Source organism: Veillonella ratti (assembly GCF_003992115.1).
In the GTDB taxonomy this organism is placed as follows: domain Bacteria; phylum Bacillota; class Negativicutes; order Veillonellales; family Veillonellaceae; genus Veillonella_A; species Veillonella_A ratti.
The window spans coordinates 49,057-76,046 of the sequence record NZ_RQUX01000011.1; the positions used below are offsets into that span (position 1 = coordinate 49,057).

21 protein-coding genes, 1 tRNA gene and 1 other RNA gene are annotated in these 26,990 nt (G+C 44.0%); 22 read left to right on the top strand and 1 reads right to left on the bottom strand.

Annotated elements, in window-relative coordinates:
* The first annotated feature begins 34 nt into the window (after positions 1-34).
* The 12 genes from EO124_RS06140 to EO124_RS06195 all read left to right on the top strand — a co-directional run bounded on the left by EO124_RS06140 (position 35) and on the right by EO124_RS06195 (position 16,033).
* Entirely contained in the window at positions 35-2,854 is a 2,820-nt protein-coding gene (locus tag EO124_RS06140; RefSeq protein WP_127058783.1) for an FtsK/SpoIIIE family DNA translocase, read from the top strand.
* A gap of 78 nt (positions 2,855-2,932) precedes the next feature.
* Positions 2,933-3,382 (top strand): helix-turn-helix domain-containing protein, encoded by a 450-nt coding sequence (locus tag EO124_RS06145; protein WP_021841659.1) that lies wholly within the window; start codon positions 2,933-2,935, stop codon positions 3,380-3,382.
* A 29-nt stretch (positions 3,383-3,411) separates the two neighbouring features.
* Complete coding sequence (locus EO124_RS06150; protein WP_127058784.1) at positions 3,412-5,385, top strand: YgiQ family radical SAM protein; 1,974 nt, start codon at positions 3,412-3,414, stop codon at positions 5,383-5,385.
* Positions 5,386-5,412: 27 nt separating this feature from the next.
* Positions 5,413-6,456, top strand: coding sequence for an extracellular solute-binding protein (locus EO124_RS06155; RefSeq protein WP_164726565.1), 1,044 nt, complete (start codon positions 5,413-5,415; stop codon positions 6,454-6,456).
* On the top strand, positions 6,453-7,799 hold the full coding sequence (rimO, locus tag EO124_RS06160; RefSeq protein WP_021841656.1) for a 30S ribosomal protein S12 methylthiotransferase RimO: 1,347 nt from the start codon (positions 6,453-6,455) through the stop codon (positions 7,797-7,799). Before EO124_RS06155 ends, rimO begins: the two co-directional genes overlap by 4 nt.
* A gap of 96 nt (positions 7,800-7,895) precedes the next feature.
* A complete protein-coding gene (locus tag EO124_RS06165) occupies positions 7,896-9,140 on the top strand; it encodes a competence/damage-inducible protein A (RefSeq protein ID WP_127058799.1) in 1,245 nt (414 codons plus the stop codon).
* Positions 9,141-9,280: 140 nt separating this feature from the next.
* Positions 9,281-10,312 (top strand): recombinase RecA, encoded by a 1,032-nt coding sequence (gene recA, locus EO124_RS06170; protein WP_021841654.1) that lies wholly within the window; start codon positions 9,281-9,283, stop codon positions 10,310-10,312.
* Positions 10,313-10,316: 4 nt separating this feature from the next.
* Entirely contained in the window at positions 10,317-10,814 is a 498-nt protein-coding gene (locus EO124_RS06175) for a regulatory protein RecX (RefSeq protein WP_127058786.1), read from the top strand.
* 143 nt (positions 10,815-10,957) lie between these two features.
* Positions 10,958-12,502: a ribonuclease Y gene (gene rny / locus EO124_RS06180; protein WP_277600405.1), complete on the top strand. Its 1,545-nt coding sequence runs from the start codon at positions 10,958-10,960 to the stop codon at positions 12,500-12,502.
* Positions 12,503-12,833: 331 nt separating this feature from the next.
* A complete protein-coding gene (dnaG, locus tag EO124_RS06185) occupies positions 12,834-14,603 on the top strand; it encodes a DNA primase (RefSeq protein ID WP_127058787.1) in 1,770 nt (589 codons plus the stop codon).
* A 24-nt stretch (positions 14,604-14,627) separates the two neighbouring features.
* Positions 14,628-15,791: an RNA polymerase sigma factor RpoD gene (gene rpoD / locus EO124_RS06190; RefSeq protein WP_127058788.1), complete on the top strand. Its 1,164-nt coding sequence runs from the start codon at positions 14,628-14,630 to the stop codon at positions 15,789-15,791.
* 167 nt (positions 15,792-15,958) lie between these two features.
* Positions 15,959-16,033 (top strand) — tRNA-Ile (locus tag EO124_RS06195).
* 54 nt (positions 16,034-16,087) lie between these two features.
* On the opposite strand, the gene EO124_RS06200 is transcribed toward EO124_RS06195, so the two are convergent.
* Positions 16,088-16,744 carry a hypothetical protein gene (locus tag EO124_RS06200; protein ID WP_127058789.1) on the bottom strand — a complete coding sequence of 219 codons (657 nt, stop codon included), beginning with the start codon at positions 16,742-16,744 and terminating at the stop codon, positions 16,088-16,090.
* 203 nt (positions 16,745-16,947) lie between these two features.
* Between EO124_RS06200 and EO124_RS06205 the strand changes: the two genes are divergently transcribed.
* From EO124_RS06205 to EO124_RS06250, 10 genes are all read left to right on the top strand, one after another.
* Positions 16,948-17,688: a tRNA (adenine(22)-N(1))-methyltransferase gene (locus tag EO124_RS06205; protein ID WP_127058790.1), complete on the top strand. Its 741-nt coding sequence runs from the start codon at positions 16,948-16,950 to the stop codon at positions 17,686-17,688.
* A 113-nt stretch (positions 17,689-17,801) separates the two neighbouring features.
* On the top strand, positions 17,802-18,917 hold the full coding sequence (locus EO124_RS06210) for a Nif3-like dinuclear metal center hexameric protein (RefSeq protein WP_127058791.1): 1,116 nt from the start codon (positions 17,802-17,804) through the stop codon (positions 18,915-18,917).
* Positions 18,918-19,153: 236 nt separating this feature from the next.
* An RNA gene (gene rnpB, locus EO124_RS06215) (RNase P RNA component class A) lies at positions 19,154-19,502 on the top strand.
* 229 nt (positions 19,503-19,731) lie between these two features.
* The gene (locus tag EO124_RS06220) at positions 19,732-19,995 is read left to right on the top strand and encodes a thioredoxin family protein (protein ID WP_127058792.1); all 264 of its coding nucleotides are present in this window, start codon (positions 19,732-19,734) and stop codon (positions 19,993-19,995) included.
* 165 nt (positions 19,996-20,160) lie between these two features.
* Complete coding sequence (locus tag EO124_RS06225; protein WP_021841643.1) at positions 20,161-21,312, top strand: hydrogenase small subunit; 1,152 nt, start codon at positions 20,161-20,163, stop codon at positions 21,310-21,312.
* Positions 21,312-23,213: a nickel-dependent hydrogenase large subunit gene (locus EO124_RS06230; protein WP_127058793.1), complete on the top strand. Its 1,902-nt coding sequence runs from the start codon at positions 21,312-21,314 to the stop codon at positions 23,211-23,213. Before EO124_RS06225 ends, EO124_RS06230 begins: the two co-directional genes overlap by 1 nt.
* 14 nt (positions 23,214-23,227) lie before the next feature.
* Complete coding sequence (gene cybH / locus EO124_RS06235; protein WP_127058794.1) at positions 23,228-23,941, top strand: Ni/Fe-hydrogenase, b-type cytochrome subunit; 714 nt, start codon at positions 23,228-23,230, stop codon at positions 23,939-23,941.
* The gene (locus EO124_RS06240) at positions 23,925-24,413 is read left to right on the top strand and encodes a HyaD/HybD family hydrogenase maturation endopeptidase (protein WP_127058795.1); all 489 of its coding nucleotides are present in this window, start codon (positions 23,925-23,927) and stop codon (positions 24,411-24,413) included. The genes cybH and EO124_RS06240 overlap by 17 nt, the downstream gene beginning before the upstream one ends.
* Complete coding sequence (locus tag EO124_RS06245) at positions 24,410-24,787, top strand: hydrogenase expression/formation C-terminal domain-containing protein (protein WP_127058796.1); 378 nt, start codon at positions 24,410-24,412, stop codon at positions 24,785-24,787. The genes EO124_RS06240 and EO124_RS06245 overlap by 4 nt, the downstream gene beginning before the upstream one ends.
* Positions 24,788-25,434: 647 nt before the next feature.
* On the top strand, positions 25,435-26,718 hold the full coding sequence (locus EO124_RS06250) for an S-layer homology domain-containing protein (RefSeq protein ID WP_127058797.1): 1,284 nt from the start codon (positions 25,435-25,437) through the stop codon (positions 26,716-26,718).
* Positions 26,719-26,990 lie beyond the last annotated feature (272 nt).

Below are 26,990 nucleotides of genomic sequence, written 5' to 3' on the forward strand. Positions count from 1 at the left end.
CGGATTGATATGTATAGAGGTGTGTAGATAGATTATGGCGGAACAAAAGAAGGAGCGAGCGAAGGCGGCGCCGCGTAAAACGACAACAAAGCGCAAGACGACCACTTCCTCGCGGACTGTTAAAACGAATAAAAGCGATAAGGCCCCTAAAATTCGTAAAGAAGTGCGAGGCCTTTTTACCATGCTCTTTGCAGTGGTAGCCTTGCTGGGGATATTTAACATTACATCCGGTACGGTAGTTGATATAATCGCCGGTATTTTTAAATACGGTTTCGGTATTGGCGGTTTGATCCCTTGCCTCTATGTAGGTTATGTGGGCTGGCGTATTTTGTATGCCGACAAAGGCTTTTCAATCACCCGTCGGGGGCTTTTGTTGAGTTTGGTATACTTGTTTGCCATTACGCTTGTAACTCTTCTTATGGCCGGCAATGGGGAAGAATTAATGACCACTAAAGTTGCTGCTCAAGGCGGCGTTTTAGGCGGTATGATAGCCAGCCTGCTACGCGGTTTGCTTGGCAATGTGGGGGCCATCCTGGTGACTATCGTTGTGGAATTAGGTTTAATCCTATTGATTTATCAGATTTCTTTGCGGACCGGTCTTCATAAGGCAAAGGCTAAAACCGATGTAGGTTTGGAAAAAGCACGCGTGCTTACGGAAGAAACCGTGCAGCATGCGAAAGAACGCTATGCGGATTGGAAAGAAGAACAAGCTGAAAAACGCCGCATTTATAATCAAGAAAAAGATACGCGTTTTTCACCGAGTGCGGCTGTAGAAGTACTGACCAATGCAGCACAAGTATCGGCTGAAGCTAAGGCTAAAGCGCAGGAAGAAGCGGCCCGTATAGCGGCCGAAGAACAGCGGGCGGCAGCGGAGGCTGAGGCGCATACCAATCATGTGGTAATGGAAGAACAAGTAGATCTTACTAAAGCTCAGGCTGAACGTATTGATGCGGCCCAAGCCGAAGCGGCTGAATTCTATGCCACTGTTGCCTCTGAGGCAAGCGATACTAACGTAGCTACTAATTATAATGAGCCTGCTTCAAATGAGGAAGACGATGAATTGGAAGTGCCGCCGTTTTTACGCGGTCGTGGCGCCGGCACAACGCCGACTACGACAATAACGAGTGGGGCTACAAGTACGGCGGTTGCCACCGATACGGCTATGCCTATGGAAGCTAATTCGGCTACCGTTGGTGTTGAAACTGGCGGTGATGAAGCTTCCGGGATGGTAGCAACTGATTCAGCTGAAACGGTGGGCGTAGCGGCTGATGCAAGTACAATTAACAATACAGAAGCTGAGACGGATGTAATTCCGGTAGCTGCCGACACCTTGGCTACCTCTAATATGCAACCGGTACCGACGTTAAAAGGCACGGAAGAAGATACGGCGGCGGTGGCCGTTACTGTTGATGGTAAACCGAAACCGCGTCGCATTGAATTGCCGTATCATTTCCCGCCATTGGCGATGCTTGCCAAAGGCCAGCCTAATCAGGTGACCAGTCAAGAAGTTACTCATAATGTAACGGTATTGGAAGAAACATTAAAAAGCTTCGGCGTAATAGCCCATGTAGTAAATGCTACACAGGGACCGACGGTAACCCGCTATGAATTGGAACCGGCGCCGGGCACTAAAGTAAGCAAGATTTTGAACCTTACCGATGACCTTAAGATGGCATTGGCGGCTATTGATATTCGTATTGAAGCGCCAATTCCGGGGAAATCGGCAGTGGGTATCGAAGTACCGAATAAAAACACCTCGGCCGTTCATTTGCGTGACGTATTGGAATCTGAGAAATTCCAAAAAGCACGGGGCGGTATTCCGGTAGGCCTCGGCAAAGATATTGCCGGCGAAGCGGTTATTACCGATCTTGCGAAGATGCCGCATTTACTGGTGGCCGGTTCTACCGGTTCCGGTAAATCCGTCTGTGTAAATACGCTGATTTCCAGTATTTTATTCAGCCGAAAACCGAGCGAAGTACAGTTGATTTTAGTGGATCCGAAGATGGTAGAATTATCCGTTTATAACGGGATTCCACATTTAAAAGTGCCGGTTGTGACGGATATGAAAAAAGCGGCTGCCGTATTACGCTGGGCTGTTCGTGAAATGGAAGCCCGTTATCTCACCATGGCTACGTCCGGGGTGCGTAATATCAGCGGTTATAATGAACAATATCCGGAATCGGCTATGCCGCTTATTTTGATTATTATCGACGAATTGGCAGACCTTATGTTGGTAGCGCCGGATGTGGAAGAATCCATTAACCGTTTGGCCGCTAAAGCGCGTGCCGCCGGTATCCATATGGTATTGGCAACGCAACGTCCATCGGTTAACGTTATTACCGGTACCATTAAAGCCAATGTACCGAGTCGTATTTCCTTTGCCGTGGCAACGCAGATTGACTCTCGTACTATTCTGGATATGGCAGGGGCTGAAAAACTCCTCGGTAAAGGGGATATGCTCTTTAATCCAATCGGCGCCAGCAAGCCGATTCGTATTCAAGGGGCCTTCATTTCCGATGAAGAAGTGGAAGAATTGGTGGCCTTTGTTAAACAACAGGGTCGACCTGATTATGACGAATCCATAACGGAAGAAGCGGAACAAAGCACTTCGGAAGAAGCGGCAGCACCGGCGGAAGAGCGGGATGAACTCTTAGAACGGGCGATTGAGCGCGTTATGAGTGAAGGTCAGGCTTCTACGTCCATGTTGCAACGTCGCTTCCGAATCGGTTATTCCAGGGCGGCCCGCTTAGTGGATACGATGGAAGAAATGAAAATCATCGGGCCTGCTAACGGCAGTAAACCGCGCGATATTTTAATGACACCGGAAGAAGTGAAAACGCGTTATTTCTCATAGGATTTATGAGTTAAAAAGCTAGAAGCATTGGAAGAATTAGAAAGTTAAAATGATGTTAGAATTTAAAGGAGGCCGAACTTGTCAACAATAGGCGAAGAATTACGTCGAGAACGTACACGGCGAGGTCTGACTATTAAAGATATTGAACAGGCCTTACACATCCGCTCCGCGTATTTGGAAGCGATTGAAGAGGACAATTATAAGATTATCCCCGGTGATGTGTATGTAAAAGGCTTTATCGGCAATTATGCGGATTTAATGGGCCTTGAACGGCATCGCATGATTGATCGTTATAAAAGTTTAATCGGTGAGCCCTTGGGTGTACCTTTGCGGCGAGTTAAACCGCGTAAACTTGTTCATCATGAAGATGTTGAACGGGAAGTGGACATTGTAGTACCTCATTCCAAGCGCTTGAGCTATACGTCACGGCAGCAACGTCGTCAGAAGACGTTGGCTCAGGAGCGATTAGCAGTATCTGTTATTGTCATTTGTATAGTTGTATTTTTAGGCTGGTTATTTTTTGTGTAAATACAGTATAAATTAAGGAGATATGTGTAGTGAGCGACTTTTTAATTACGGAACGGGCGGAGATGGAAGCACGCGGTTGGGCTGAACTCGATTTCGTGTTGATTACCGGTGATGCCTATGTGGATCACCCCTCTTTTGCCGGTAGTGTGATTGGCCGACTGTTGGAGCACCACGGTTATCGGGTGGGGCTCATTGCACAGCCCGACTGGCAAGATGTAAATGCCTTCAAAGTGCTGGGCAAACCTCGATTGGCTTCGTTGGTAACAGCCGGTAATCTTGATTCTATGCTTAATAAATTTACGGCTGCTAAAAAATTCCGTCACAATGATGATTATTCACCGGGCGGTGAAAGCGGTCATCGGCCGGATCGGGCGACGCTGGTATATGCGAACCGCATGCGTGAAGCATTCCGTGATGTGCCCGTAATCATCGGTGGGATTGAAGCGAGTTTGCGCCGTTTTGCCCATTATGACTATTGGTCTGATACCGTGCGCCGGTCCTTATTGGTGGATAGTAAGGCGGACGTGCTCATCTACGGTATGGGTGAAAAGCAGATTTTAGAGTTGGCGAAAGCCTTGGATGAAAATCGTCTGACCGAACAATTACCAACTATTAAAGGTATTTGCTACATGTCAAAGACCTTGCCGGAAGGAAAAATTAAGGAATGTCCGTTTTATGAAATAGTGAAAGAAGATAAGAAGCAATTTGCCGAAGCTTTTCGCATTCAATACTATGAACAAGATCCGTTTATCGGCAAAACCGTGGCCCAGCTTCACGGGGACCGTTATGTGATTCAAAACAGTCCCGCTTTGCCGTTGACCCAGGCTGAAATGGACGAAGTTTACAGCTTGCCGTTCACGCGGCGCTGGCATCCTCGTTATGATGCGAAGGGCGGTGTACCGGCACTTAGGGAAGTACAGTTTAGTCTGGTAAGTCATCGCGGCTGTTTCGGCAGCTGCTCCTTCTGTGCCATTACGAGCCATCAGGGGCGCATTATCCAGAACCGTAGTCATGAATCACTCATCGCTGAAGCAGAACGAATGATAGCCATGCCTGATTTTAAGGGCTATATTCATGACGTAGGTGGTCCGACGGCGAATTTCCGCCACACGGCCTGTCAGAAGCAGGGAACTAAAGGTGCGTGCCCCGGTAAGAACTGTGCGGCCCCTCATGCCTGTGAAAATCTCGACACCAGTCATGATGATTATTTAGCAATATTGCGTAAATTGCGGAAGCTCAAAGGCGTTAAGAAAGTCTTTGTGCGCTCCGGTTTGCGCTATGACTATGTATTGGAAGATAATAACCGCGAATTTGTGAAAGAATTATGCGAGCATCATGTAAGCGGCCAGCTGAAAGTGGCACCGGAACATGTGTCGGAAGCGGTTACGGAAATCATGGGGAAAGCGGACAAAACCGTTTTCCTTAAATTTAAAGATTGGTTTGAAGCGGCTAATCGCCAATTAGGTAAGAAACAATTCTTAGTTCCTTACTTTATGAGTTCTCATCCCGGCTGTACCTTGGCTGACGCCGTTGAACTGGCGGAGTTTTTACGGGATCAGAAGATGACGCCGGAACAGGTACAGGACTTTATTCCTACGCCGGGCAGTTTGTCCACAGCCATGTATTATACGGGGATTAATCCGCTCACCGGCGAAGAGGTCTATGTGGCCAAAAAAGGGCGCGACAAAGCGATGCAACGGGCACTTATGCAATATAAGAATCCCGATAACTATGATTTAGTACGCGAAGCCTTGGTAAAGGCCGGGCGTACCGATTTAATCGGTTTCGGACCTTTGTGCTTAATTCCGCCTCGTCCAATCGGACGTAATAAGGCCGGTAATCAGCATAGAAAGCAGGCCGGTAATCAACCGTCAAATCGACGGACTCAAGGTGGTCGGTCCGGGTCCGGCAGAAGTCAGGGGCCAAAGTCGAACGACCGTGGCAAAATCAGTATAAGTAAACAGTCAAAACGAGGTGGTTTGGCTGGCAATAGACGACCTTAGTGTGTCATAATGGAGGCGGGCATGAGCATGAAACGATTTTGGCCTATCGCATTATTAATAGCCTTTGTTCTCGGCATGTTTGCAGCGGGAACATATTTTGAAAAAAATGAAGAAAAAGAGCGTACGGCCATTCCGGTTAAAGCGGAGTTAACGATTTATACGGACCTGCCTTCCAACTTGACCACTTTGTTGGCGCAACAGTATGAAATGCAGTACCATGTACGCCTCACCATGTTGCCGATTACGGAAGAACAAATGGCAACGCGTATGACCTTGCCCGCATCCGATCAAAAGGGCGATTTGGTCATCACGACCCGAGATAATTTAGACATCGGTGTTAAATATAATCAATTAAAACCGGTCCTTACCGAAGGGGTAGACGAAGTGTCCGACCGTTTTAAAAATAACGATGCCCTCTGGGTGGGCATTTGGTATGACCCGGTAGTATTTGCCCAGAGCGATGCCTTTTATAATCGCATAGGCCGCTATGTAACGGCCTGGCAATCATTAATTCTTCCCGGCGATTGGCGCGTCATTATGACGGACTTTGTAGCCTCGCGCAGTGCGGCGAATATTTTATACAGCTTTGTCGAAATGAACGGGGAAGAACAGGGCTTGCATTATTTTGTGGAATTAAAACCGCATGTGGTGCAATACGCGAAATTTTTGTCGACGCCGATTCGCTTGGCCGCCTTGGGTGAAACTGATTTGGGTATCGGTAACTATTCCGACGGTCAGCAATATGTGAATCACAAATATCCGGTGAAAATTATTTTCCCCGCTGACGGTACACCGTATTACTTGACCGGTGTGGGTATGTTAAAAGGCACAACCCATGAAGAAGAGGCGACCCAAGTTATTAAATGGTTATTGTCAAAACAAGTGTCGCAATTTTTGCAAGACAATGGATTTTATTATGTGTACACCAATCCGGAATTGCCAAATCCGGTGGATTCTTTAGGCCGTGAATTGGTTCTTTGGGATACCAAGGGTGGTTACACGGAAGACGGCAAAAAAGTATTGTTGGATAAATGGATTAGCCAAGTGCGCTTTAGAAAGGATATACAATGAGTAAGAAATTAGGCTATGTGAGTTTAGGCTGTGCCAAAAACCTGGTGGATACCGAGATTATGCTGGGGGCCCTCAAGGATAACGGCTATGAAATCACGGAAACCTTGGATGAAGCAGAAATTATCATCGTTAATACCTGTACGTTTATTGAAAAAGCTAAACAAGAATCGATTAATACGATTTTAGAAATGAGTGAATATAAGCAATTTGGCGCTTGTCGCGGCTTAATTGTGGCCGGTTGTTTGAGTCAGCAGTATCAGGAAGAGCTATTTGCGGAAATTCCTGAAATCGACGCCCTCATCGGTACCGGTTCATGGAACCGTATTATGGAAGCTATCGAAGCGATTGATGATGGCAAACGTATTTGCATTATGGACTCGATTACTAATATCTATAATGAACGCATGCCGCGTATGCAGACTACCCCGACTTACAGTGCCTATGTAAAAATTGCCGAAGGTTGCGACAATGGTTGTACTTTCTGTATTATTCCAAAGGTACGTGGTGCTTACCGCAGCCGTACAATTGAATCCATCGTAGAAGAAGTGGAGCGTTTAGCCGCTATGGGCGTTAAAGAAATTAACCTCATTGCTCAGGATACAACAAGTTACGGGTCCGATCTTAACAATGGTAAACCGATGTTGGCGGAACTCTTAAAGGCCCTTGTAAAAGTGGAAGGTATAGAGTGGTACCGTTTATTGTACTTATATCCTAAATATTTCACCGATGAGCTTTTGGATCTTATTGTAGCGGAACCTAAGATTTGTAATTATATCGACTTGCCGTTGCAACATATTAATGACGATATTTTGCGTCGCATGAATCGTAAAGACCGCAAAGCGGATATTGTGAATTTATTACAAAAAGTTCGCAGCAAGGCGAGTCATGTAACGCTTCGTACATCCCTTATTGTAGGCTTCCCCGGTGAAACGGACGAACAGTTTGAAGAACTTTGCGAATTTGTCAAAGACGTTCGCTTCGATAATATGGGCGTATTTACTTATTCTCAGGAAGACGGTACACCGGCAGGCGCTATGAATGACCAAGTTCCGGAAGAGGTCAAAGAAGAGCGTTATCATGCCTTGATGGCCATTCAGGCAGCAATTTCAGAGGAAAATAACCGTGACTTAGAAGGCACGGAGCATGAAGCAATTATTGAAGAAATCAGCGAAGACGAACATGGTCATTTATTGGCTAAAGGCCGCTTGGAAACGCAGGCGCCTGATGTAGACGGCAATATGTACATTGAAGATGTGGCAGGCCTTGAAGTAGGTCAAATCGTGCCGGTTACAGTGGCACAGGGCTTTGCTTATGACGTGGTAGCTGAAGTACGCACTAAGTAATTCTAAGTAAGTAACGCATTTTCAGGCGAACTGACAGAATTTGAATTAAAAAGAAATCGGTATCCGTAATCCCGAATGGGAGAATTGAGGCAAATGATGATAGTAGAATTGATTTCAACAGGTTCAGAATTGTTATTAGGCGATACCATTAATACCAATGTGGCGTGGCTGGCGCGTGAGCTTAATAAGCTCGGTTATACCGTAGCCTTTCAAAGCACAATTGGCGATAATCCGACGCGAATGGAAGACTGCTTTAAATTGGCCGGCAGCCGTGCCGATTTAGTGGTTTGTACCGGTGGTTTGGGGCCGACTCAGGGCGATATTACCCGTCCGTCTTTGGCAAAAGCCATTGGTCTTGAATTGGAACTCAATGCTGATGCAGAACGGATGGTAAAAGCCTTTTTCGCCAATAAAGGGCGGGAAATGCCGGATCCGAGCCGTCGGGAAATGATGTTGCCCGTTGGCAGCCAAGCACTCATGAATAGTTGCGGCGTAGCGCCCGGCGTAGCCGTTCAAGCTGAAGGCACGACGTATATACTTTTGCCGGGACCGCCGGCGGAAATGAAAGCCGTGTTTGATGAATCGGTGCGCCCTTATTTGATGGAACATTTTGGTGGTCAAGGTGTTGTTCAATCTCACCGCTATGCGGTGTACGGTATGCGCGAACTGGAATTGGAATCAGCTCTCATGGATTTAGTGAAAGCACAGCAGAATCCGACGATTGCTTTTTTAATTAAAAACGGCTATATCGAATTACGGATTACGGCGAAAGCTATGACGCCGGAAGAGGCGGAAGCTTTATTGGCCCCATGGGATGCTATCTTGCGGGAACGCCTCGGCGATTCCTTAGGGCGTCGTTTAGAAAAATCCATGTTGGAACTGGTAACGGATGCCTTATTGGAGGCAGATGCTACGGTGGCTACCGCCGAATCCTGTACAGGTGGCTTGGTGGGGAAAAAGCTCACTGAAATGCCGGGCAGCAGTGCATATGTACAGGGCGGAGTCATTTCCTACGCCAATGAAGTAAAACACAAAGTACTCGGCGTGCCGCAAGAAGAATTGGATACTTATGGCGCTGTCAGTGAAGAAGTGGCCAAGTCCATGGCGGAAGGTACGCGTAAACTGTTGGGGACAACGTATGGCGTATCTACGACCGGTATTGCCGGACCGGGCGGCGGAACGGCAACAAAACCGGTAGGCCTTGTATATATCGGGGTTTCCGGGCCTAATGGTACGGTAGCCTATCGCAATGATTTTATCGGCGACCGTGAAAGTATTCGTCAGAGCACGGCGGAACGAGCCTTATATCTCTTGTATCAGGCTATAACCGGTAAACAATAAGGTGTTGCTTATACTTTTAGAAGTTTTACGTTTACGTTGTGAGCGGAAGGCTTGTTGCAGAAGTATGCTTATCAATTTTAAAGATTAATATATTTATATTTATTAAGTCATGTATGATATGACAAAGAAAGGATTATATCATGGAAGGTAGAGAACAAGCCTTAGACAATGCGTTGAAGAAAATCGAGAAAGATTATGGTAAAGGTGCTATTATGCGCCTTGGCGATATTACGGACCGCATGAATATTGAAGTTATTTCCACCGGCTGTTTGGCTATTGACCTTGCTGTTGGTGTAGGTGGTTTCCCTCGCGGCCGTGTTATCGAAATTTACGGCCCTGAATCCTCCGGTAAAACAACCGTAGCTTTGCATGCCATTGCGGAAGCGCAAAAGGGTGGCGGCATTGCGGCCTTTATTGATGCGGAACATGCGCTCGATCCGGTATACGCCCGTCATTTGGGTGTCGATATTAATAACTTATTAGTATCTCAGCCGGATAATGGTGAACAGGCTCTTGAAATTACAGAGTCCCTCGTTCGCAGTGGTGCTGTCGATATCATCGTTGTCGACTCCGTAGCAGCGTTGGTACCGAAAGCCGAAATCGAAGGCGAAATGGGTGATGCTCACGTAGGTTTGCAGGCTCGTTTAATGAGTAAAGCACTTCGCAAATTAACAGGTATTATCAGCAAATCCCGTACGGTTGTAATTTTTATCAACCAGTTGCGTGAAAAAGTTGGCGTTATGTTCGGTAATCCGGAAACAACGACCGGTGGCCGTGCCTTAAAATTCTATTCCACCATTCGCCTCGATGTGCGTAAAGGGGAAGTTATTAAACAGAATAATGAAAACGTAGGTAACCGAACTAAAGTAAAAGTTGTGAAGAATAAAGTGGCACCGCCATTTAAAACTGCTGAATTTGATTTGATGTATGGCAGTGGCGTTTCCTATGAAGGTACTTTAATTGATATCGGTACCAATATGGAAATTATTAAAAAATCCGGTGCTTGGTATTCTTACAATGATGAACGTATGGGCCAAGGTAAGGAAGCGGCTAAAGAATATTTACGTAGTAATCCGGAAATTGCCCATGAAATCGATACTATCATTCGCGATACTTTGATGGCGGAACCGGAAACCTTTGATGTAGTCGGCGAAGAAACAACGGAAGAATAACTCGATGGCTTTGACCAAAGAATATACGCTTACAACGGCTATGGACCAGGCGATGCGCTTTTTGGCGCCTCGCTTCCTGAGCCGCTTGGAGCTAACGCAAAAACTTCAGCGTAAAGGCGTGCCGGCCGATTTAATACATCAAGTATTGGAGCGTCTGGAAGACCTTGATTACATCAACGACGAACGTTTGGCTCATGATGCATTACAATTATACATAAGTGAAGCTAAATACAGTGTTCAGTTTATTCGCAACAAGCTTTATCAACGAGGTTTGGCAATTGGGAATGAACTTTCCCGGTATGATGAAACTGAGCCGGCCCTTAAATTGGTAGTTCGTCATTTTATCGGTGTTGATGCGGCAACAGAGGCCGAGTGGTTTGATAACACTTGGCCTTTAGAAGCCCGCGTTGAATACAAAAAAGTTTTTAACTATTTGAAAAACCGAGGTTTTAGTGCCGGAACAATCCGGAATATCTGTGACCGGGTTGCTCGCTATGAGTAGTCTATATAGAGTTTACCTTGACAGGGGATTGATGACAGACTACAATTATAGTAGTCTCACAGTAGTGGGCAAATTTCAAATATGTATGAAACAGACGGCAATTTAGGAGAAGACGAAAGCGCTTCTTACTTTTATATGAGGAGGTGAACATTATTTTAGAGTATAGTATTATTGCCGTTGTAATGGTGCTTATCGGTCTTGGTGTAGGCTATATGATGCGTAAGAACATCGCTGAAGGGAAGCTTAACCGTGCTGAAACTGAAGCGGCTCGTATTGTAGCTGATGCTGAGCGATTGGCTGAGTCTAAGAAAAAAGAAGCCTTAGTAGAAGCTAAGGAAGAAATTCATAAACTTCGCAGTGAAGCGGATAAAGAAAACCGAGATCGACGCAATGAATTACAACGTTTAGAACGACGTATTCTTCAGAAAGAAGAACATCTCGACGGTAAATTGGAATCCTTAGAGAAAAAAGAAGATGCGTTGCATCGTAAAGAACAAGAAACAAAAACTTTAAAAGAACGTACAGAAGCTCTGTACGACCAACAAATGGCGGAATTAGAACGTATTTCCGGCATGACATTTGAGGAAGCGAAAGGAATTTTACTTTCCAATGTAGAACAAGAAATTCGTCACGAAACGGCAGTTCTTGTTAAAGATTTAGAGCAACAAGCCAAGGAAGAGGCTGAAAAGAACGCCCGAGAAATTATTGCATCCGCAATTCAACGTTGTGCTGCGGATCATGTTGCAGAGTCTACCGTATCGGTAGTAGCTCTTCCAAATGATGAAATGAAAGGGCGAATTATCGGTCGTGAAGGCCGAAACATTCGTGCCCTAGAAACCTTAACAGGTATAGATCTTATCATTGATGATACCCCTGAAGCAGTTATTCTCTCCGGCTTTGACCCGATTCGCCGTGAGGTAGCGCGTATTGCCCTTGAGAAATTGATTGTTGATGGACGTATTCATCCGGCTCGCATCGAAGAAATGGTCGGTAAAGCTCGTAAAGAGGTTGACCAAGTTATTAAAGATGCGGGGGAACAGGCAACTTTTGAAGCCGATGTACATGGCTTACATCCTGAAATTATCCGTATTTTAGGTCGCTTAAAATATCGTACCAGCTACGGTCAAAATGTATTGAAACACTCCGTTGAAGTGGCTCATTTGGCCGGCATGATGGCAGCCGAATTAGGTTGTGACGTAACCCTTGCTAAACGCGGTGGTTTACTTCATGACTTAGGGAAAGCGCTTGATCACGATATGGAAGGCTCCCACGTACAGATTGGTGTGGATGTAGCTAAGAAATACCATGAAAGCGTATTGGTGCAGAACTGTATCGGTGCTCATCATGGGGATGAAGAATTCAAATCGGTTGAAGCCGTATTGGTGGCAGCTGCTGACGCTATTTCGGCGGCTCGTCCGGGCGCACGTCGTGAAACCCTTGAAAACTACTTGAAACGTTTGACTAAGTTAGAGGAAATTGCCGAGTCCTTTGATGGTGTTGAAAAATGTTTCGCAATTCAAGCGGGTCGCGAAATTCGCGTTATGGTTAAACCTGAAAAGATTGACGAAGCGGAAGCAACCTTATTGGTACGCGAAATGGTTAAACGTATTGAGTCTGAATTGGAATATCCGGGTCAGATTAAAGTCGTTATCATTCGTGAAACCCGCGTTGTTGATTACGCTAAATAATTAAAGAGAATGGAAACGGACTCTTTATAAAAGATTAATAACCAAAAGACTATAATTACCACTCCCTTTGGCGGACGTCATGAGGGAGTGGACAATTATAGTCTTTTTTTCGTCTTGTTTTTAATTGAGAAAAGAAGTATAATAATAGTCCTTGTGAACAAAATAAATTATAATGGCTTATTTCATCCCCTAAAAGCAATTGCACAAATTGCATAAAGATTTTGCAGATAAAAAATGAATATATTAAAAAAAATCTTCTTGACATAGAAGGAAAAACATTATCTTTTGTAGAAATATATATACAGTGAAGTTTATTAAGGGATGTGAGGAAATGAGTAGACACTTCGATGCTGAACTGATTGAACAGATAAAAGATGCAAATGACATTGTGTCAGTGATTTCTGAGCATATGACATTGAAGAAGAAGGGGAGGAATTACTGGGGCTGTTGTCCCTTTCATAATGAGAAAACGCCTTCATTCAGTGTAAACCCAGAAAAGGGCTTTTTTTATTGTTTCGGATGTCACGAATCAGGCAATGCGATTGGCTTTTTAATGAAATATGATGGACTGTCATTCCCCGAAGCCTTGGAAAGGTTGGCGAATCGTGCGGGCATTGCGTTACCTCAGCGCGATTTAACCAAAGAAGAATTACATCGGCAGGCACACAGGGAAAATTTGTACAAGGTGAATGCCTTGGCGGCTACATTTTTTCATAATTGCCTGACGCAGACTGAGATGGGGAAAGCAGGCCTTACCTATTTGGAGAAAAGAGGTCTTTCTAAAGACACTATCGAAAAATTCCAGCTTGGCTTTGCGCCCGACAATTGGGACAAACTATATCGCTCATTCAGAGAGCGAGGCATAGATGAACGCATATTAATTGAAACCGGTCTTTGTCGGAAAAGTAATGGTAAAACGTATGATTATTTTCGTAATCGTGTAATGTTTCCCATTATGGACGGGAAAGGGCGTGTCGTTGCGTTCGGTGGCCGTGTGCTGGATGACAGCAAGCCTAAATATTTAAACTCACCGGAATATGAATTATTCAATAAAGGCCATATGCTCTTTGCTTTTGACAAAGCATACCGAACTATTCGGGAGAAAAAACAGGTCATTTTAGTAGAAGGGTATATGGATGTTATAAGTGCTCATAATCGAGGGGTTACCAATGTAGTGGCCTCTTTAGGAACGGCTTATACCAAAGATCACGGGCGCTTATTAGTGCGTCAAGCTGATGAAGTCGTACTGGCCTATGATATGGACGGAGCCGGGCAACAAGCAGCGCGCAGGGCTATTGAGCTTTTACAAGATACGGAATTTAAAGTGCGCGTGGTAGCTATGCCGGACGGCAAAGATCCGGATGATTATGTGCGCAACCATGGGCCGGAAGCATTCTTAAAACTCGTAGATGAGGCCGTGCGGCCATTTGATTTTTACTTGAACAGTGCCATGATTCGGCACGACAGTAATACGATGGCCGGCAAACAGGCTATTTTAGAAGAAGTGTTTCCCCTCATAGGTGCTACAAGCAGTCAGATAGAGCGCGAAAATTATCTGAAAGCACTGGCATTGCCATTGTGGCTGGATAATAGTCAGATTTTTCGCATGTTTCGCCAATACTTGGCCAAAGGTGGGGTAGAATTACCAACCGATACGGCTAGTGAGGTTGTGCCGAAAAATGTGACGACCGAAGAAGACCGATTACTGGCCGCGGCCGTAGTTTGGCCGGCGGCTTGGGAACGGATCCATCAATATTTACCGTTGGAGGATATAACCAATCCTTTGTACCGTGCTTTGTTTAACAAAGCCGGAGAACTTCTAAGTAAGACCGGTGCGCTTTCGACAGTGGCGCTGGAAGAAATGCTTACTGACGATGAAAAGACCGCTTATGGTCGCTTAATGGTGCTTGGTGAAGGCGAGTATAAGGAAGCACAAGTGGATGGCTATATACGAGCAGTGCGCTTGAAGTCATTACGAGAACAGTATAAACAACATAGTGTGTTAGCAGATCAACTGAACCGGGCAGGTAATCCCAAATTCATTGAGGAATTGCGTATTTGCCAGGAATTACAAACATTGATTAAAGAATGGTCTCGATAAACTATGAAAGAAAGGAAGAGCATTGTGGCTAAGAAGCAAACTAAATCACGGTTAGAAGAAATAATAGAACAATTACTGGCAAAAGGTCGTAAGGCAGGGGCATTAACGAGTAAAGAAATTACGGATGCTCTTCACGAAGAAGTAGAACTTACGGCTGAGCAGTTAGACGATATGTATGAAGTATTACAGAAAAGTAATATAGACGTTATCACCGATGATGCCGAAGTGGCAGCAGAAGATGACGACATCATCGAAGATGAAGAAGAAAGCGACGAAGTTCGCGAAGCGAAAGAAGTAAGCCTTGACCTTAGTATTCCTGAAGGGGTTAACATTGACGATCCTGTAAGAATGTACTTAAAAGAAATCGGCCGCGTACCTTTGTTGTCCGCTGACGAAGAAATTCTTTTGGCTCAGCAGATTGAAGCGGGTGCCAAGGATGATGCGTCGTATAAAGAAATGAAAGCCGGCGAAAGAGCGAAACAGAAATTGATTGACGCCAACTTGCGTTTGGTAGTTAGTATCGCTAAACGTTATGTAGGTCGCGGCATGTTATTCTTGGATTTAATCCAGGAAGGTAACTTGGGCCTCATTAAAGCGGTTGATAAATTCGATTATACGAAAGGCTATAAATTCTCCACCTATGCAACATGGTGGATTCGCCAGGCTATTACCCGTGCGATTGCCGACCAGGCACGAACCATTCGTATTCCGGTACATATGGTAGAAACGATTAATAAATTGATTCGTATTTCCCGTCAACTCTTGCAGGATAAAGGTCGCGAACCATTACCTGAAGAAATTGCGGAAGGTATGGGAATCAGCGTTGAACGCGTTCGTGAAATCCAGAAAATTGCTCAGGAACCGGTTTCTTTGGAAACTCCAATCGGGGAAGAAGAAGACTCCCATTTGGGCGATTTCATCGAGGACCAAGATGCCATTGCACCGGACGATGCAGCCAGCTACATCTTGCTTAAAGAACAAATCGAAGATGTATTCTCCTGCCTCACCGATCGTGAACAGCAAGTCTTGGTATTACGTTTCGGCTTGAAAGACGGCAAACCTCGTACGTTGGAAGAAGTAGGTCAGCACTTCAGCGTTACCCGCGAACGTATTCGTCAGATCGAAGGCAAGGCGTTGACGAAACTTCGCAACCGTGGCAAACGCGATAAGATCAAAGACTTCTTATAAGATTAAAACATTGGTAGTGACGCACTCAGAAAATTTGAGATTAACGTTGCCTATCGATGCTGTATTGATGTGAATCACACTTTAAGTGTAGATTTTTAGTGTTATATTGACGTGAATCACACTTATTGTGTATAATATTTTGGTGGAATACTACGGTATTTCCCTATGGGCCTATAGCTCAGGGGTAGAGCAACCGGCTCATAACCGGTCGGTCCCTGGTTCGAACCCAGGTGGGCCCACCATGATTTAAAAAATAACCGCTTGTATCAAGTTAGTGATACAAGCGGTTTTTGTTTTTACTTATTTAACCGATTAATATACTCAATCTTCTCCGGTGTAAATACTATCCTTGTCACGCCGTTGGCATAGTAAGATATTTCATACGGCTGATAGAGCATAGCAATTTTGCCCTCGCCGAGTAACACATAGTTATTGTTACGGATCGGAATTTTTTTATCGAGAATCTGGAATTCATTGTACTGTAATTGATGTTCGCGAGAACTGAAAACAGGCAGCATGCCTTCCATGACTAATTTATACAATTGCTCATCGTCTTTAAGGTGGACATAGTTAGTGGCCGGTATTAGATTACCCGTGTGTTTGTCAAAAACGAGCCCTTGCGATGTGTAGTAACCGTGAGCACTTTGACCATTATACCAACCGCTTGTGATGATAAGCGATACATAATCATCATCTTCGTAGGTCGTTTCGTAGTTTAAATTCACCATATACATTTTTTCTTTGTAATAGAGGTCGCGCATTTTTTCAACATAAACAGCAATTTCGGTGTTAACTTTAGTTTGGGCTGCTTCATTGTCAAGATAGACCAGCGGGTAGGTGAGGTTCATATTCACATCTGTTTGGTGCATTAGAACCGTATAGGCATCGCTTGTAAATTGGGGACAAGTAAAGTACGCAAGCAAGCCGGTTGACAGAAGAAGTTTTTTCCACATAAGATACCTCCGCAAAGATTGAGATTAAAAACATATCATTAAAATACAAGTAGCTGTTGTTGATTGTTTCGACAGACGCACAGGAAACTCCTTCTATTTTAATGCGTACCAAGAAACAATCCGTGCTATGTGTTACAATATAATATATAGTAAAAAATATAATCACCTATTAAAGGATATATAGATTGAAAGGAATTAAGTCAATGAAAAAGATGACCGATAGGTTAGAAGCGGTATTTACCTTGATTCCGAAGGCTGAAGTCATTGCCGATATCGGTACGGATCATGGCTATTTAGCAGTGGAACTGGTAGCGCGCGGCCGTGCTAAAAAAGCGATTGCCGGCGATGTAAATAAAGGCCCTTTAGCTTCGGCCAAAGCCTATGTGGCGTCAACGGACATGGCCCAATTTATCGATTGTCGTTTGGGCAATGGTTTGCAAGTGGTAAAAAAAGGCGAATTACAGGGCGCCGTTATTTGCGGTATGGGCGGTTTTTTAATGAGAGACATTATTGAAGAAGGTCCGGAATTATTGGACTTTTATGTACTCCAACCGCAGAACGGCCAGGCAGAGCTGCGTCAGTATATGGTGCAACAGGGCTATCGCATTGTGCGCGAAGTGATTATGACGGACATGGGGAAGCATTACCAAGCATTCTTGGCGCTTAAAAAAGGACGAGAATCAGTCTATGTTACGGCTGATGGACCGGTTACACAAGCAACACTTGATGCAAAAGACCCTTATGACGCTCTGCCGGATACATCCCTGTTGTGGCTGGTAGGAGCGCTGGTTCAACGTGAAAAGCCGCTTTTGTGGCAAGATCACATGGCGCATTTACTTCATATTCGTAAATCGGCCTTGACAGGTATGACGGATGCTATGGCGCATACGGAAAAATATCAGGCCTTAGCGGCCGAAGTTAAGGAATTAAAAGAATTAATATAAGTTGGTTTGCTAGATGGAGTCCAGACAAATTGGCTAATCAATTGATTAATGAATCAGCTAATGAATAGGCTAATAAATCGGAATATCAACTTTTATAAATAAAGGAGGCAACTATGGCAACAGTGCAGGATATCGCCAAAATCGTAGAAAAATTGGCACCGAAGCATTTAAAAGAAGATTGGGATAATGTAGGTCTTTTGGTAGGCGAACGCAATATGGAAGTGACCGGTGTTTTGACAACCCTTGACGTGACGCCGGAAGTTGTGGCGGAAGCGGAAGCGAAAGGCTGCAACCTGATTGTGAGCCACCATCCGGTAATTTTCAAAGGGATGAAGCAAGTAACCGATGAATCCGCTTTAGGCCGTTTGGTGATTCAATTGATTACCAAAAAAATTGCCGTATACAGCGCCCATACTAATTTGGATATTGCACCGGGTGGCTTGAATGATTTGGCAGCGGCACAAATCGGCTTAGGTAATGTAAAAGGGCTTGAGACTGTTCACGAACAAGGTTTTTGTAAAATAATTACCTTTGTACCGGCTACTCACCGTGATTTGGTAATGCAAGCCATGGGTGATGCGGGAGCCGGTCAAATAGGGAACTACAGTCATTGCGCTTTTTATACCGAAGGAACAGGTACTTTCAAACCATTAGACGGAGCTAATCCATATATTGGTGAAGTCGGCAAAAGTGAAACGGTGAAAGAAGATCGCATCGAAGCCATTGTGCCACAGAATTTGGTGAACGCTGTCATCGAAGCTATGGTAGAAGCACATCCATACGAAGTGCCGGCCTATGAAGTACATCAATTGGTGACACCGAGTGAAGAAGCGACCATCGGCCGCATCGGTGAATTGGCGGATACGTTAGATACGGAAGGCTTTATAGAACTCATTAAAGCTTGTTTTCCACGGGGACGAGCGCGTTTTGGCGGGGCTAAAGTGGACGCTATTACTAAAGTAGCCCTTTGCACCGGCAGTGGGGCAGAATTTATTAAAGTTGCTGCTAAAATGGGGGCCCAAGCCTATGTGACGGGTGACGTGAAGTATCACGATATGCAAATGGCCAAAGAGCTAGGCATCTTGGTTACTGATGTTGGTCATTTCGGTACTGAAATCGGCGCGGCCGCTTTATTGGCTGCTCATATAGGTATGCAATTACAAGAACAAAAAGTGACTGACGTGCCGGTTGTTGTCAGTGATGTACATGAAGATTTTTTCTTCGCGTAAACGAATTAGGCTTAAATAGATATTGATTAGATAGTTTTTTAGGTAAATAGAATATTTAAGTAACAAAATATGTTACTTTGATTAGAGTGGGATAACTAGCAATAAACAGTGTTGAAGGTCAATCTCAATTAGATGGTTATAAACTTATTCGATACCTTTAGATGTGCTATATCTTCATACAATTATTGAGAAAAAGATAATTGACCTACTTCGCTGTATCTGCTAGACTTTAAGTAGCAAGTATGAAAGGTGATTGCGAGCGTAAGTTCGAGGAAAGTCCGAGCTCCATAGGGCAGGATGCCGGATAACGTCCGGCGTGGGTGACCATAGGGAATAGTGCCACAGAAAAGTAAACCGCCGCTTATGCGGTAAGGGTGGAACGGTGTCGGTAAGAGCGCACCAGCAATATAGTAATATATTGGCTCGGTAAACCCCATCCGGAGCAAGGCCGAATAGGGAAGGGATAAGGGTGGCCCGCCTACCTTTCGGGTTGTGCCGCTTGAGCCTATAAGCAATTATAGGCCTAGAAAGATAATCACCGCTGTGCAAACAGAACAGAACTCGGCTTATTGATTGCTTGCTTAAAACCGCTCTTCGGGGCGGTTTTATTTTAGTCAAAAATTGATTGGCAGATGAGTATAATTAAAACTAGAATGTAGAAAAATATAATACATTTTTTGACTAAACATTGTCACCACATACGTATAATAAAACAATACTAAGAGGATTAGGTATTAAGGAGGGATTGTAATGTCTGTTACAAAAATTGAAAGCTTAGAAGCATTGGAAAAAAGTAGTAAAAGAATCGTCTAAAGTGGTAGTTGCCGATTTTTGGGCCACTTGGTGCAAACCTTGTGAATTAATGAATCCCGAAATGGAAACATTAGCTGAAGACATGAAAGATGACATTGAAGTAGTTACCATTGATGTGGAAGCCCTAAAAGATGTTGCCTTGAAATATGAAATCCAAGGTATTCCTACCCTTATTTGCTTCAAAAACGGCAAAGAAAAAGATCGCATTGCAGGTTACAAACCGGCAGCCGTTGTAGAAGGCTTAATTCGTTCTATTATTAAATAATGTGTATTAAGTTATAGTTAAGTTTTGCCTATAATACAGCAATTTCATGTAATATTCTATAGAAAATCTGAATGCAACATGATATACTTACTATAATAATTAATATAAAAATTTAGATATTTTCCAAAGGACAGTAAAGTTATTGCAAGCGAGGGGGGTCCACCTGTGAAAGAGAAGACAAACAGTCTGTGGAAGTTATTCCAGGAACGTAAACTCAGCCGCCGCACATTTATGAAAACATGTGTGGCTTTGACCGCCATTTTAGGCATGCCACCGACCTTTTTAAATAAAGTGGTGGAAGCGGCCGACACGAAAGAATTACCAACCGTAATTTGGTTACATGGCCATGAATGTACAGGATGTGATGAATCCTTCATCCGTTCTACGTCACCATTTGCTTCCGATGTGGTATTAAACATGATTGCGTTGGAATACGATGATACCTTATCTGCAGCGGCAGGTGCTCCTTTTGAAGCTCACCTACATAAATTATTAAACGATAAAAAAGGGCAGTATGTATTAGCCGTTGAAGGCGGTGTACCGCTTGATGATAACGGTACGTACTGTATGGTTGGCGGCCGTCCGTTCGTTGACGTGCTTAAAGAATGTGCTGCCGGTGCCGCTTTTATCATTGAATACGGTTCCTGTGCCGCTTGGGGCGGTGTTCAAGCAGCGAACCCTAACCCTACCAATACTGTATCGGTTTCCGAAGTAGTATCGGGTAAGAAAATCATTAAAGTACCGGGTTGCCCGCCGATTCCTGAAGTTATGACCGGCGTTATCATGCACTATGCCTTGTTTGGTGAAATTCCGCCACTCGATGTGGAAGGTCGTCCAAAACAATTCTATGGCAACCGCATTCACGATACATGTTATCGTCGTCCGTTCTTTGACTCCGGACTTTTTGTTGAAAAATACGATGATGAAGGGGCTAAAGCCGGTTGGTGTCTTTATAAAATGGGTTGCCGTGGTCCGGTAACATACAACTCCTGTGGTAACTTACGTTGGTGGAATGGTTTATCCTATCCGATTCAGTCCGGTTCCGGCTGTATCGGTTGCAGTGAAAAAGGCTTCTGGGATAACGGTGTTTTCACACAACGCTTGCCGCAAGTACAAGTGGCCAATACCGTTACCACCGCTGATACCATCGGTACTATTGCCGGTCTTACCGCTTTCGGTGCCGTTGTAGCTCATGGTGGTGTAACGTTGGCTAAACATAAATATGATACAATTCAGCTGGAAAAGAAAATGATAGCTGAACAGGAAGCAAAAAAAGCAGCGTCTGAGCAGACGAATAACGAAGGAGGTAACCACTAATGAAACGTGTAGTAGTTGATCCGATTACTCGTATTGAAGGTCATTTGCGGGTTGAGGTGAATGTAGATGAAGCAACCGGTAAGGTAGAAGACGCGTTGTCCAGTGGTACTGCTTGGCGTGGTATTGAATTGGTAGCCAAAGGTCGCGATCCTCGTGATGTGTGGGCTTTTGTGCAGCGTATTTGCGGTGTTTGTACATCTACGCATGCCATTGCATCCTTGCGTTCCGTTGAAGATGCTTTAGGCATTCAGATTCCTAAAAATGCGAACTATATTCGTAACATCATGCATAGTTGTTTAGATGCGCATGACCATATCGTTCACTTTTACCATTTACATGCTCTCGACTGGGTTAGCCCAATCGAAGCGTTAAAAGCCGATCCGGCGCAAACAGCAGCCCTTCAGGAAACCGTACTTAAAAACTACAACTTGAGCGGTTTAGAACCGGCTGAAACACAAAGTACTTCATCGGCGTATCCGAAAGAATTCCCTAAAGGCAATGCAACCTACTATGCCGCTATTCAAGCGAAAGTTAAAAAAATCGTAGACAGCGGTCAATTGGGCATTTTTGCTGCTCAGTGGTGGGATCATCCTGACTACCAATTATTGCCGCCGGAAGTTCACTTGATGGGCGTAGCTCACTACCTCAATATTTTGGACCGTCAGCGTGATATTGTAACACCGCACGTTGTATTCGGCGGTAAAAACCCGCATCCGCATTTCTGTATCGGTGGTATGCCTTGCTCCATCTCCATGGATGACATGAATGCACCGGTTAATGCGGCGCGCCTTGCAACAGTTGATGAATCCATTTCGTTGGCTAAGGATTTGGTAAATTACTTCTATGTACCTGACGTGTTGGCTATCGGTCAGATTTACGCTAAAGCGGGCATGGTTGATGGCGGCGGTTTATCCAAGAAACGCGCCATGGCTTACGGAGACTATCCGGATGAACCATACAGCGGTATTTCCAACGGCGATTATTTCAAAAAAATCTTAGTCCGTGCCAACGGTGTCGTTGAAGATTTCGGCCTCGGCGTAGATAAAGCTAAATTTATCCCAATGGATGGTCCTGATTTGATGAATCCTGACTTCTTATCAGAAGAAGTTGAACACTCTTGGTATGAATATCCAAACGGTACTAAGACAGCCCATCCGTCTGAAGGGATTACCAAACCTAACTATACCGGTCCTAAGACAGGTACGAAGGAACATTGGGAATTCCTTGATGAAACTAAGAAATATTCATGGATTAAATCCCCAACATTTAAAGGCAAAGCTTGCGAAGTTGGTCCTTTGGCAAAATATATCGTAGTCTATACGAAAGTTAAACAAGGCATCATCAGTAACCCATCTTGGGCAGAACAGATGATTGTAAAACAAATTGATACCGTATCTTCCGTATTGGGCGTTCCGGCTCATGTATGGATGTGTAGTACGGTAGGCCGTACCGCTTGTCGTGCCCTCGATGCACAGGTTGCGGTTAATATGAGCCAATACATGTTCAATAAACTCGTAGCCAACATTAAAGGCGGCGACGAAGTAGTAGCCGATATGAGCAAATTCGATCCTAACTCTTGGCCAAAAGAAGCCAAAGGCGTTGGTGTGCTTGATGCGCCTCGTGGTGCCCTCGGTCACTGGAGCGTTATCAAAGATGCAAAAATCGACAACTATCAGTGCATCGTACCATCCACTTGGAATGCTTGTCCTAAGACAATGGCCAATGAACATGGTGCTTACGAATCTAACATGATTGATACGCACGTTAAAATTGCAGATAAACCGCTCGAAATTTTGAAAGGGATTCACTCGTTTGACCCTTGCCTTGCTTGTGCAACCCACTTGTACAATAAGAAAGGTGAAAAAATCGTCTCTGTTAATACGGATGCTTTGTGCAAATAATAGGGGGGATTCATATGTTAGAACAACCGGAAAAAAAGCCGTATCGTGTATTTAGTCTATGGTTGCGTATTTTTCACTGGACCATGGTGCTTTGCGTTACGTTCCTGTTCTGGACCGGTCTCTATATTGGTGATCCCGGTTTCAGCATGTTCGTAGGGAAAGAACCGGCAGAAGCTATTAACAGCTGGTTTTCTATGGAAATGATTCGACGCGTTCATTTCGGATTTGCGTTTATCCTCATTTTTGCCTTTGTATTCCGCATTTATGGGGCCATTCGCTATCGCGGTGACCGTTTATTGCCTAAGTTCCGCAAACGCTTATATTGGGACGGTTTAAAACAAACCACGTTACACTATTTGATGTTGCCACGTCAGGAAGAACACCGTGTGCTTCGTAACTCCTTAGCACGTACCAGTTATTTAATTGTGTATATTATGATGTTCTTCGAAATCTGCACGGGTCTGGCTATGTATTCGCAGATTCGTCCGGAAAGCTGGCTGGCCATTGTATTCAATCCGATTAATTTACTGTTCAATGAATATCAGATCCATATCATTCATCACTATATTGCCTGGTTCTTCTTGTTGTTCACGGTGGCTCATGTATACTTGGCTTTCCGCGAAGACGTAATGGAAGAATCCGGGGAAGTATCCAGTATGGTATCGGGGATGAAATTCTATCCGCAGGATCCGGAAGATATTGAGGATTTATATGGTAAACGAGAATAGTATTACCGTGTTGGGCGTAGGTAATATTTTGCTTACCGATGAAGGGTTGGGCGTACATGTCGTACAGCAATTAGAAAAAGAGTACGAATTTAGCCCGACCGTAAATATAATTGACGGCGGCACCATGGGTATGGAGCTCCTCAGCTATATGCGAGGCATGAAAAAACTGCTCTTAGTGGATGCTGTTAACGGTGGTGAAAAGCCCGGTACGATTTATGAGTTTCCTCATCAGGAGACGGAACAGTATTTTACCGGAAATATCTCCGTGCACGAAGTGGGTATGCAGGATATTTTGCGCATTCGTGCGTTGCAAGAAGATCCCTTGGAAGATGCTACCGTTATCGGTGTAGAACCGGCCAGTCTTGAAGTAGGTTTTGAGCCTTCTGAAATCGTACAGGCGGCCTTGCCGGAAGTGATACAGCGTGTTATTCGGCAACTAAACGCTTGGGGAATTGAGGTACGTAAGAAATGATAGAAAATTATGGCAATGTGCAGGCCATTTTAAGAGAATTGCAATTGGCGTTAAAACGACTTCGTGAAACGGGGGAGACTCATACAATCTATATTGAAAAAACGGGTCTTACCATGGAAGAACAAGTTGAAGTCATGGAAACGCTGGGGCGTGGTAACATTACCATTAATTTTACGGAAACCGATCAGCCCGTAGAGTGGTATGAAACACAATTTTCCGGGATTTGGCTCGGTACATTTCGCAATGCTCGTGATGAAGCCATAGTGTACACACTTGAAGTAGGTCGTTATCCAAGCCTCTGTGGCGCTTTTGATGAAGACATTGAAGTTGCTGAAGAGGAACTTCAGACTTGGATTGACGCTGCCGACATGTAAAACAATACGTAATTTAATATGTTTTTAACACCTGTGAAACTAAAAAAGGGTTTCACGGGTGTTTTTTTATGTGATTGTCCATAAAGAATATTATAAATTTAGCGATAATGACAAAAATGTTTTACTATTTTGATGATTTTATGGCGTTTTCTAAACGTTCCATGAAGCAAATTAAGGTGGACAAGCCTTTTTGTATGTCGAAGTTCATGGTAAATTCATACTAAGAGGCGATTTTTCATGAGAAATTCATGGTAAATAATGAAGAAGATGAAACTGGAAAACTTATTTTGGTTTCTGGGTTTTGCGATTTTTAGGAGTTAAAAATAATCCAAAAGGGTATAAATCCCTTGATAACAGGCTTTAGAGGTTATTCAATATATCTTTATATCTAATATTATAGATTTAAACACGCATTCCTTGAACGTGAAGTTTTGGTACTTTCATTTTGAATTTAGTTTTCATTGGTATTATGTGTCCATAGGTTAGTTCAGACGATGAAACAACTGAGTTAACGAAATAATAAAACTACATTGTGAGGAAACATGGACACTCCAATCGAAACTATTATTTCTTAATTCCCTCTGTTTCGGAAGCTGACAACCTAAAAGATATATTTTAGTTGTTTTATTCCGAAAGGGGTAATAATTATGAAAAAACGTTTTGCAGCAGTATTTGCGGCTACAGCCGTACTTGGCGTAACTACAGCGTTCGCCGCTAACCCATTCTCCGATGTAACGCCTAATGACTGGGCTTACCAGAGTGTAGCTCAATTGGCAGCAGCCGGTGTTATCAACGGTTATCCTGATGGTACTTTCAAAGGCCAGAACAACATTACTCGTTACGAAATGGCTCAGATGGTAGCTAAAGCAATGGCTAACGAATCCCGTGCCAACGCTGAACAGCAAGCTATGATCAACCGTTTGGCTAACGAATTCGCTGATGAATTGAACAACTTGGGCGTGCGTGTTTCCAACTTGGAAAACAAAGTAGGTAATGTAAAAGTAACCGGTGATGCTCGTCTTCGTTACCAAGGTTCCGATAAAAAAGGTGAAATCAGCTCCGATAACACTAGTAAAAAATCCCAGTTCGATATGCGCGGTCGTGTACAATTCAACGCTAATGTAAATGACAACACATCCGCAGTTATCCGCGTAACCAGCGGTGACATGGAATTCGGTGATTCCACAACATCTGATGTTGAATTTGACCGTGTATATGTAGCTCACAAATTCGGTAAAGATACTACAGCAGTTGCCGGTCGTTTCGGTGCTTTCGTTGGTAACGGCTTAGTATACGATGATACATTTGATGGTGCCGCTGTAAACTACGACAACGGTAACTTCTCCGCAACCGCTGCTTACGGTTCCTTCATGGAAGGTGGTTTATTCAATAACGGTAGCATGAGCTCCTATGCACATGACTTCAGTGATGCAACTTCCGATGAAAACGCAACCGTAACCTTGTTACAGGCAAAAGCTAAACTTGGTGAACATGCTACAGTAGGTGGCTTCTATACCTTCGGTAACAAGAACTTAGATAACGATATCTATGGCGGTTCCTTAGACCTTAACTACGGTAAAGTTTGGTTAGGCGGCGAATATGCAACCTTCTCCGATAAAGACGGCACTTTGGTACAATCCAACGATAAAGACGCTTGGGTAGCCGGTATCGGTTATGGCGACTACGATATCGCTAAAGAAGGTACTTGGGGCGTTAAAGTTCAGTACTTCGATGAAGGTAAATACTCTCCGGTAATCAGCTCCACATTCAACCAGCCATACAACAGCGATTACAAAGCTTGGATGGCATCCGTTGATTATGCATTGGCTAAAAACGTAGGTCTTTCCGGTTACTGGGCATTCAATGCTGAAGACCAGAGCGGTAACGACTTAGGCGATTACTACCGTGCAGAATTGAACTACAAATTCTAATGATAGAATTGAATAAAATTCTCAATTACAAAGAAAAAAATACATATAAATTACCATAAAAAGTTAGTTATGAGGTAATTTTTAAGAGCCGATTGGCACGAGAAATCGTGTTAATCGGCTCTGTTTTTATGTATTTTATAAGAGGCGTATTTGTGTAATTTACATGAATTTTACATATTGTGTAATTGTAGTGGACAAAAACATATATTAATAAAAAGAAATATAAAGTAGATATAAAAATCAAACTAATCACTATATTAAAATTACAAATC

Excerpts from the sequence above, each read along its gene's own strand:
- EO124_RS06200 (WP_127058789.1), bottom strand. The coding sequence starts at position 16,744 with ATGTGGAAAAAACTTCTTCTGTCAACCGGCTTGCTTGCGTACTTTACT.
- EO124_RS06210 (WP_127058791.1), top strand. The coding sequence starts at position 17,802 with ATGGCAACAGTGCAGGATATCGCCAAAATCGTAGAAAAATTGGCACCG.
- EO124_RS06175 (WP_127058786.1), top strand. The coding sequence starts at position 10,317 with ATGGCTTTGACCAAAGAATATACGCTTACAACGGCTATGGACCAGGCG.
- recA (WP_021841654.1), top strand. The coding sequence starts at position 9,281 with ATGGAAGGTAGAGAACAAGCCTTAGACAATGCGTTGAAGAAAATCGAG.
- EO124_RS06245 (WP_127058796.1), top strand. The coding sequence starts at position 24,410 with ATGATAGAAAATTATGGCAATGTGCAGGCCATTTTAAGAGAATTGCAA.
- EO124_RS06155 (WP_164726565.1), top strand. The coding sequence starts at position 5,413 with ATGAAACGATTTTGGCCTATCGCATTATTAATAGCCTTTGTTCTCGGC.
- EO124_RS06205 (WP_127058790.1), top strand. The coding sequence starts at position 16,948 with ATGAAAAAGATGACCGATAGGTTAGAAGCGGTATTTACCTTGATTCCG.
- dnaG (WP_127058787.1), top strand. The coding sequence starts at position 12,834 with ATGAGTAGACACTTCGATGCTGAACTGATTGAACAGATAAAAGATGCA.
- EO124_RS06165 (WP_127058799.1), top strand. The coding sequence starts at position 7,896 with ATGATAGTAGAATTGATTTCAACAGGTTCAGAATTGTTATTAGGCGAT.
- EO124_RS06140 (WP_127058783.1), top strand. The coding sequence starts at position 35 with ATGGCGGAACAAAAGAAGGAGCGAGCGAAGGCGGCGCCGCGTAAAACG.
- EO124_RS06240 (WP_127058795.1), top strand. The coding sequence starts at position 23,925 with ATGGTAAACGAGAATAGTATTACCGTGTTGGGCGTAGGTAATATTTTG.
- EO124_RS06250 (WP_127058797.1), top strand. The coding sequence starts at position 25,435 with ATGAAAAAACGTTTTGCAGCAGTATTTGCGGCTACAGCCGTACTTGGC.
- cybH (WP_127058794.1), top strand. The coding sequence starts at position 23,228 with ATGTTAGAACAACCGGAAAAAAAGCCGTATCGTGTATTTAGTCTATGG.
- EO124_RS06230 (WP_127058793.1), top strand. The coding sequence starts at position 21,312 with ATGAAACGTGTAGTAGTTGATCCGATTACTCGTATTGAAGGTCATTTG.
- rimO (WP_021841656.1), top strand. The coding sequence starts at position 6,453 with ATGAGTAAGAAATTAGGCTATGTGAGTTTAGGCTGTGCCAAAAACCTG.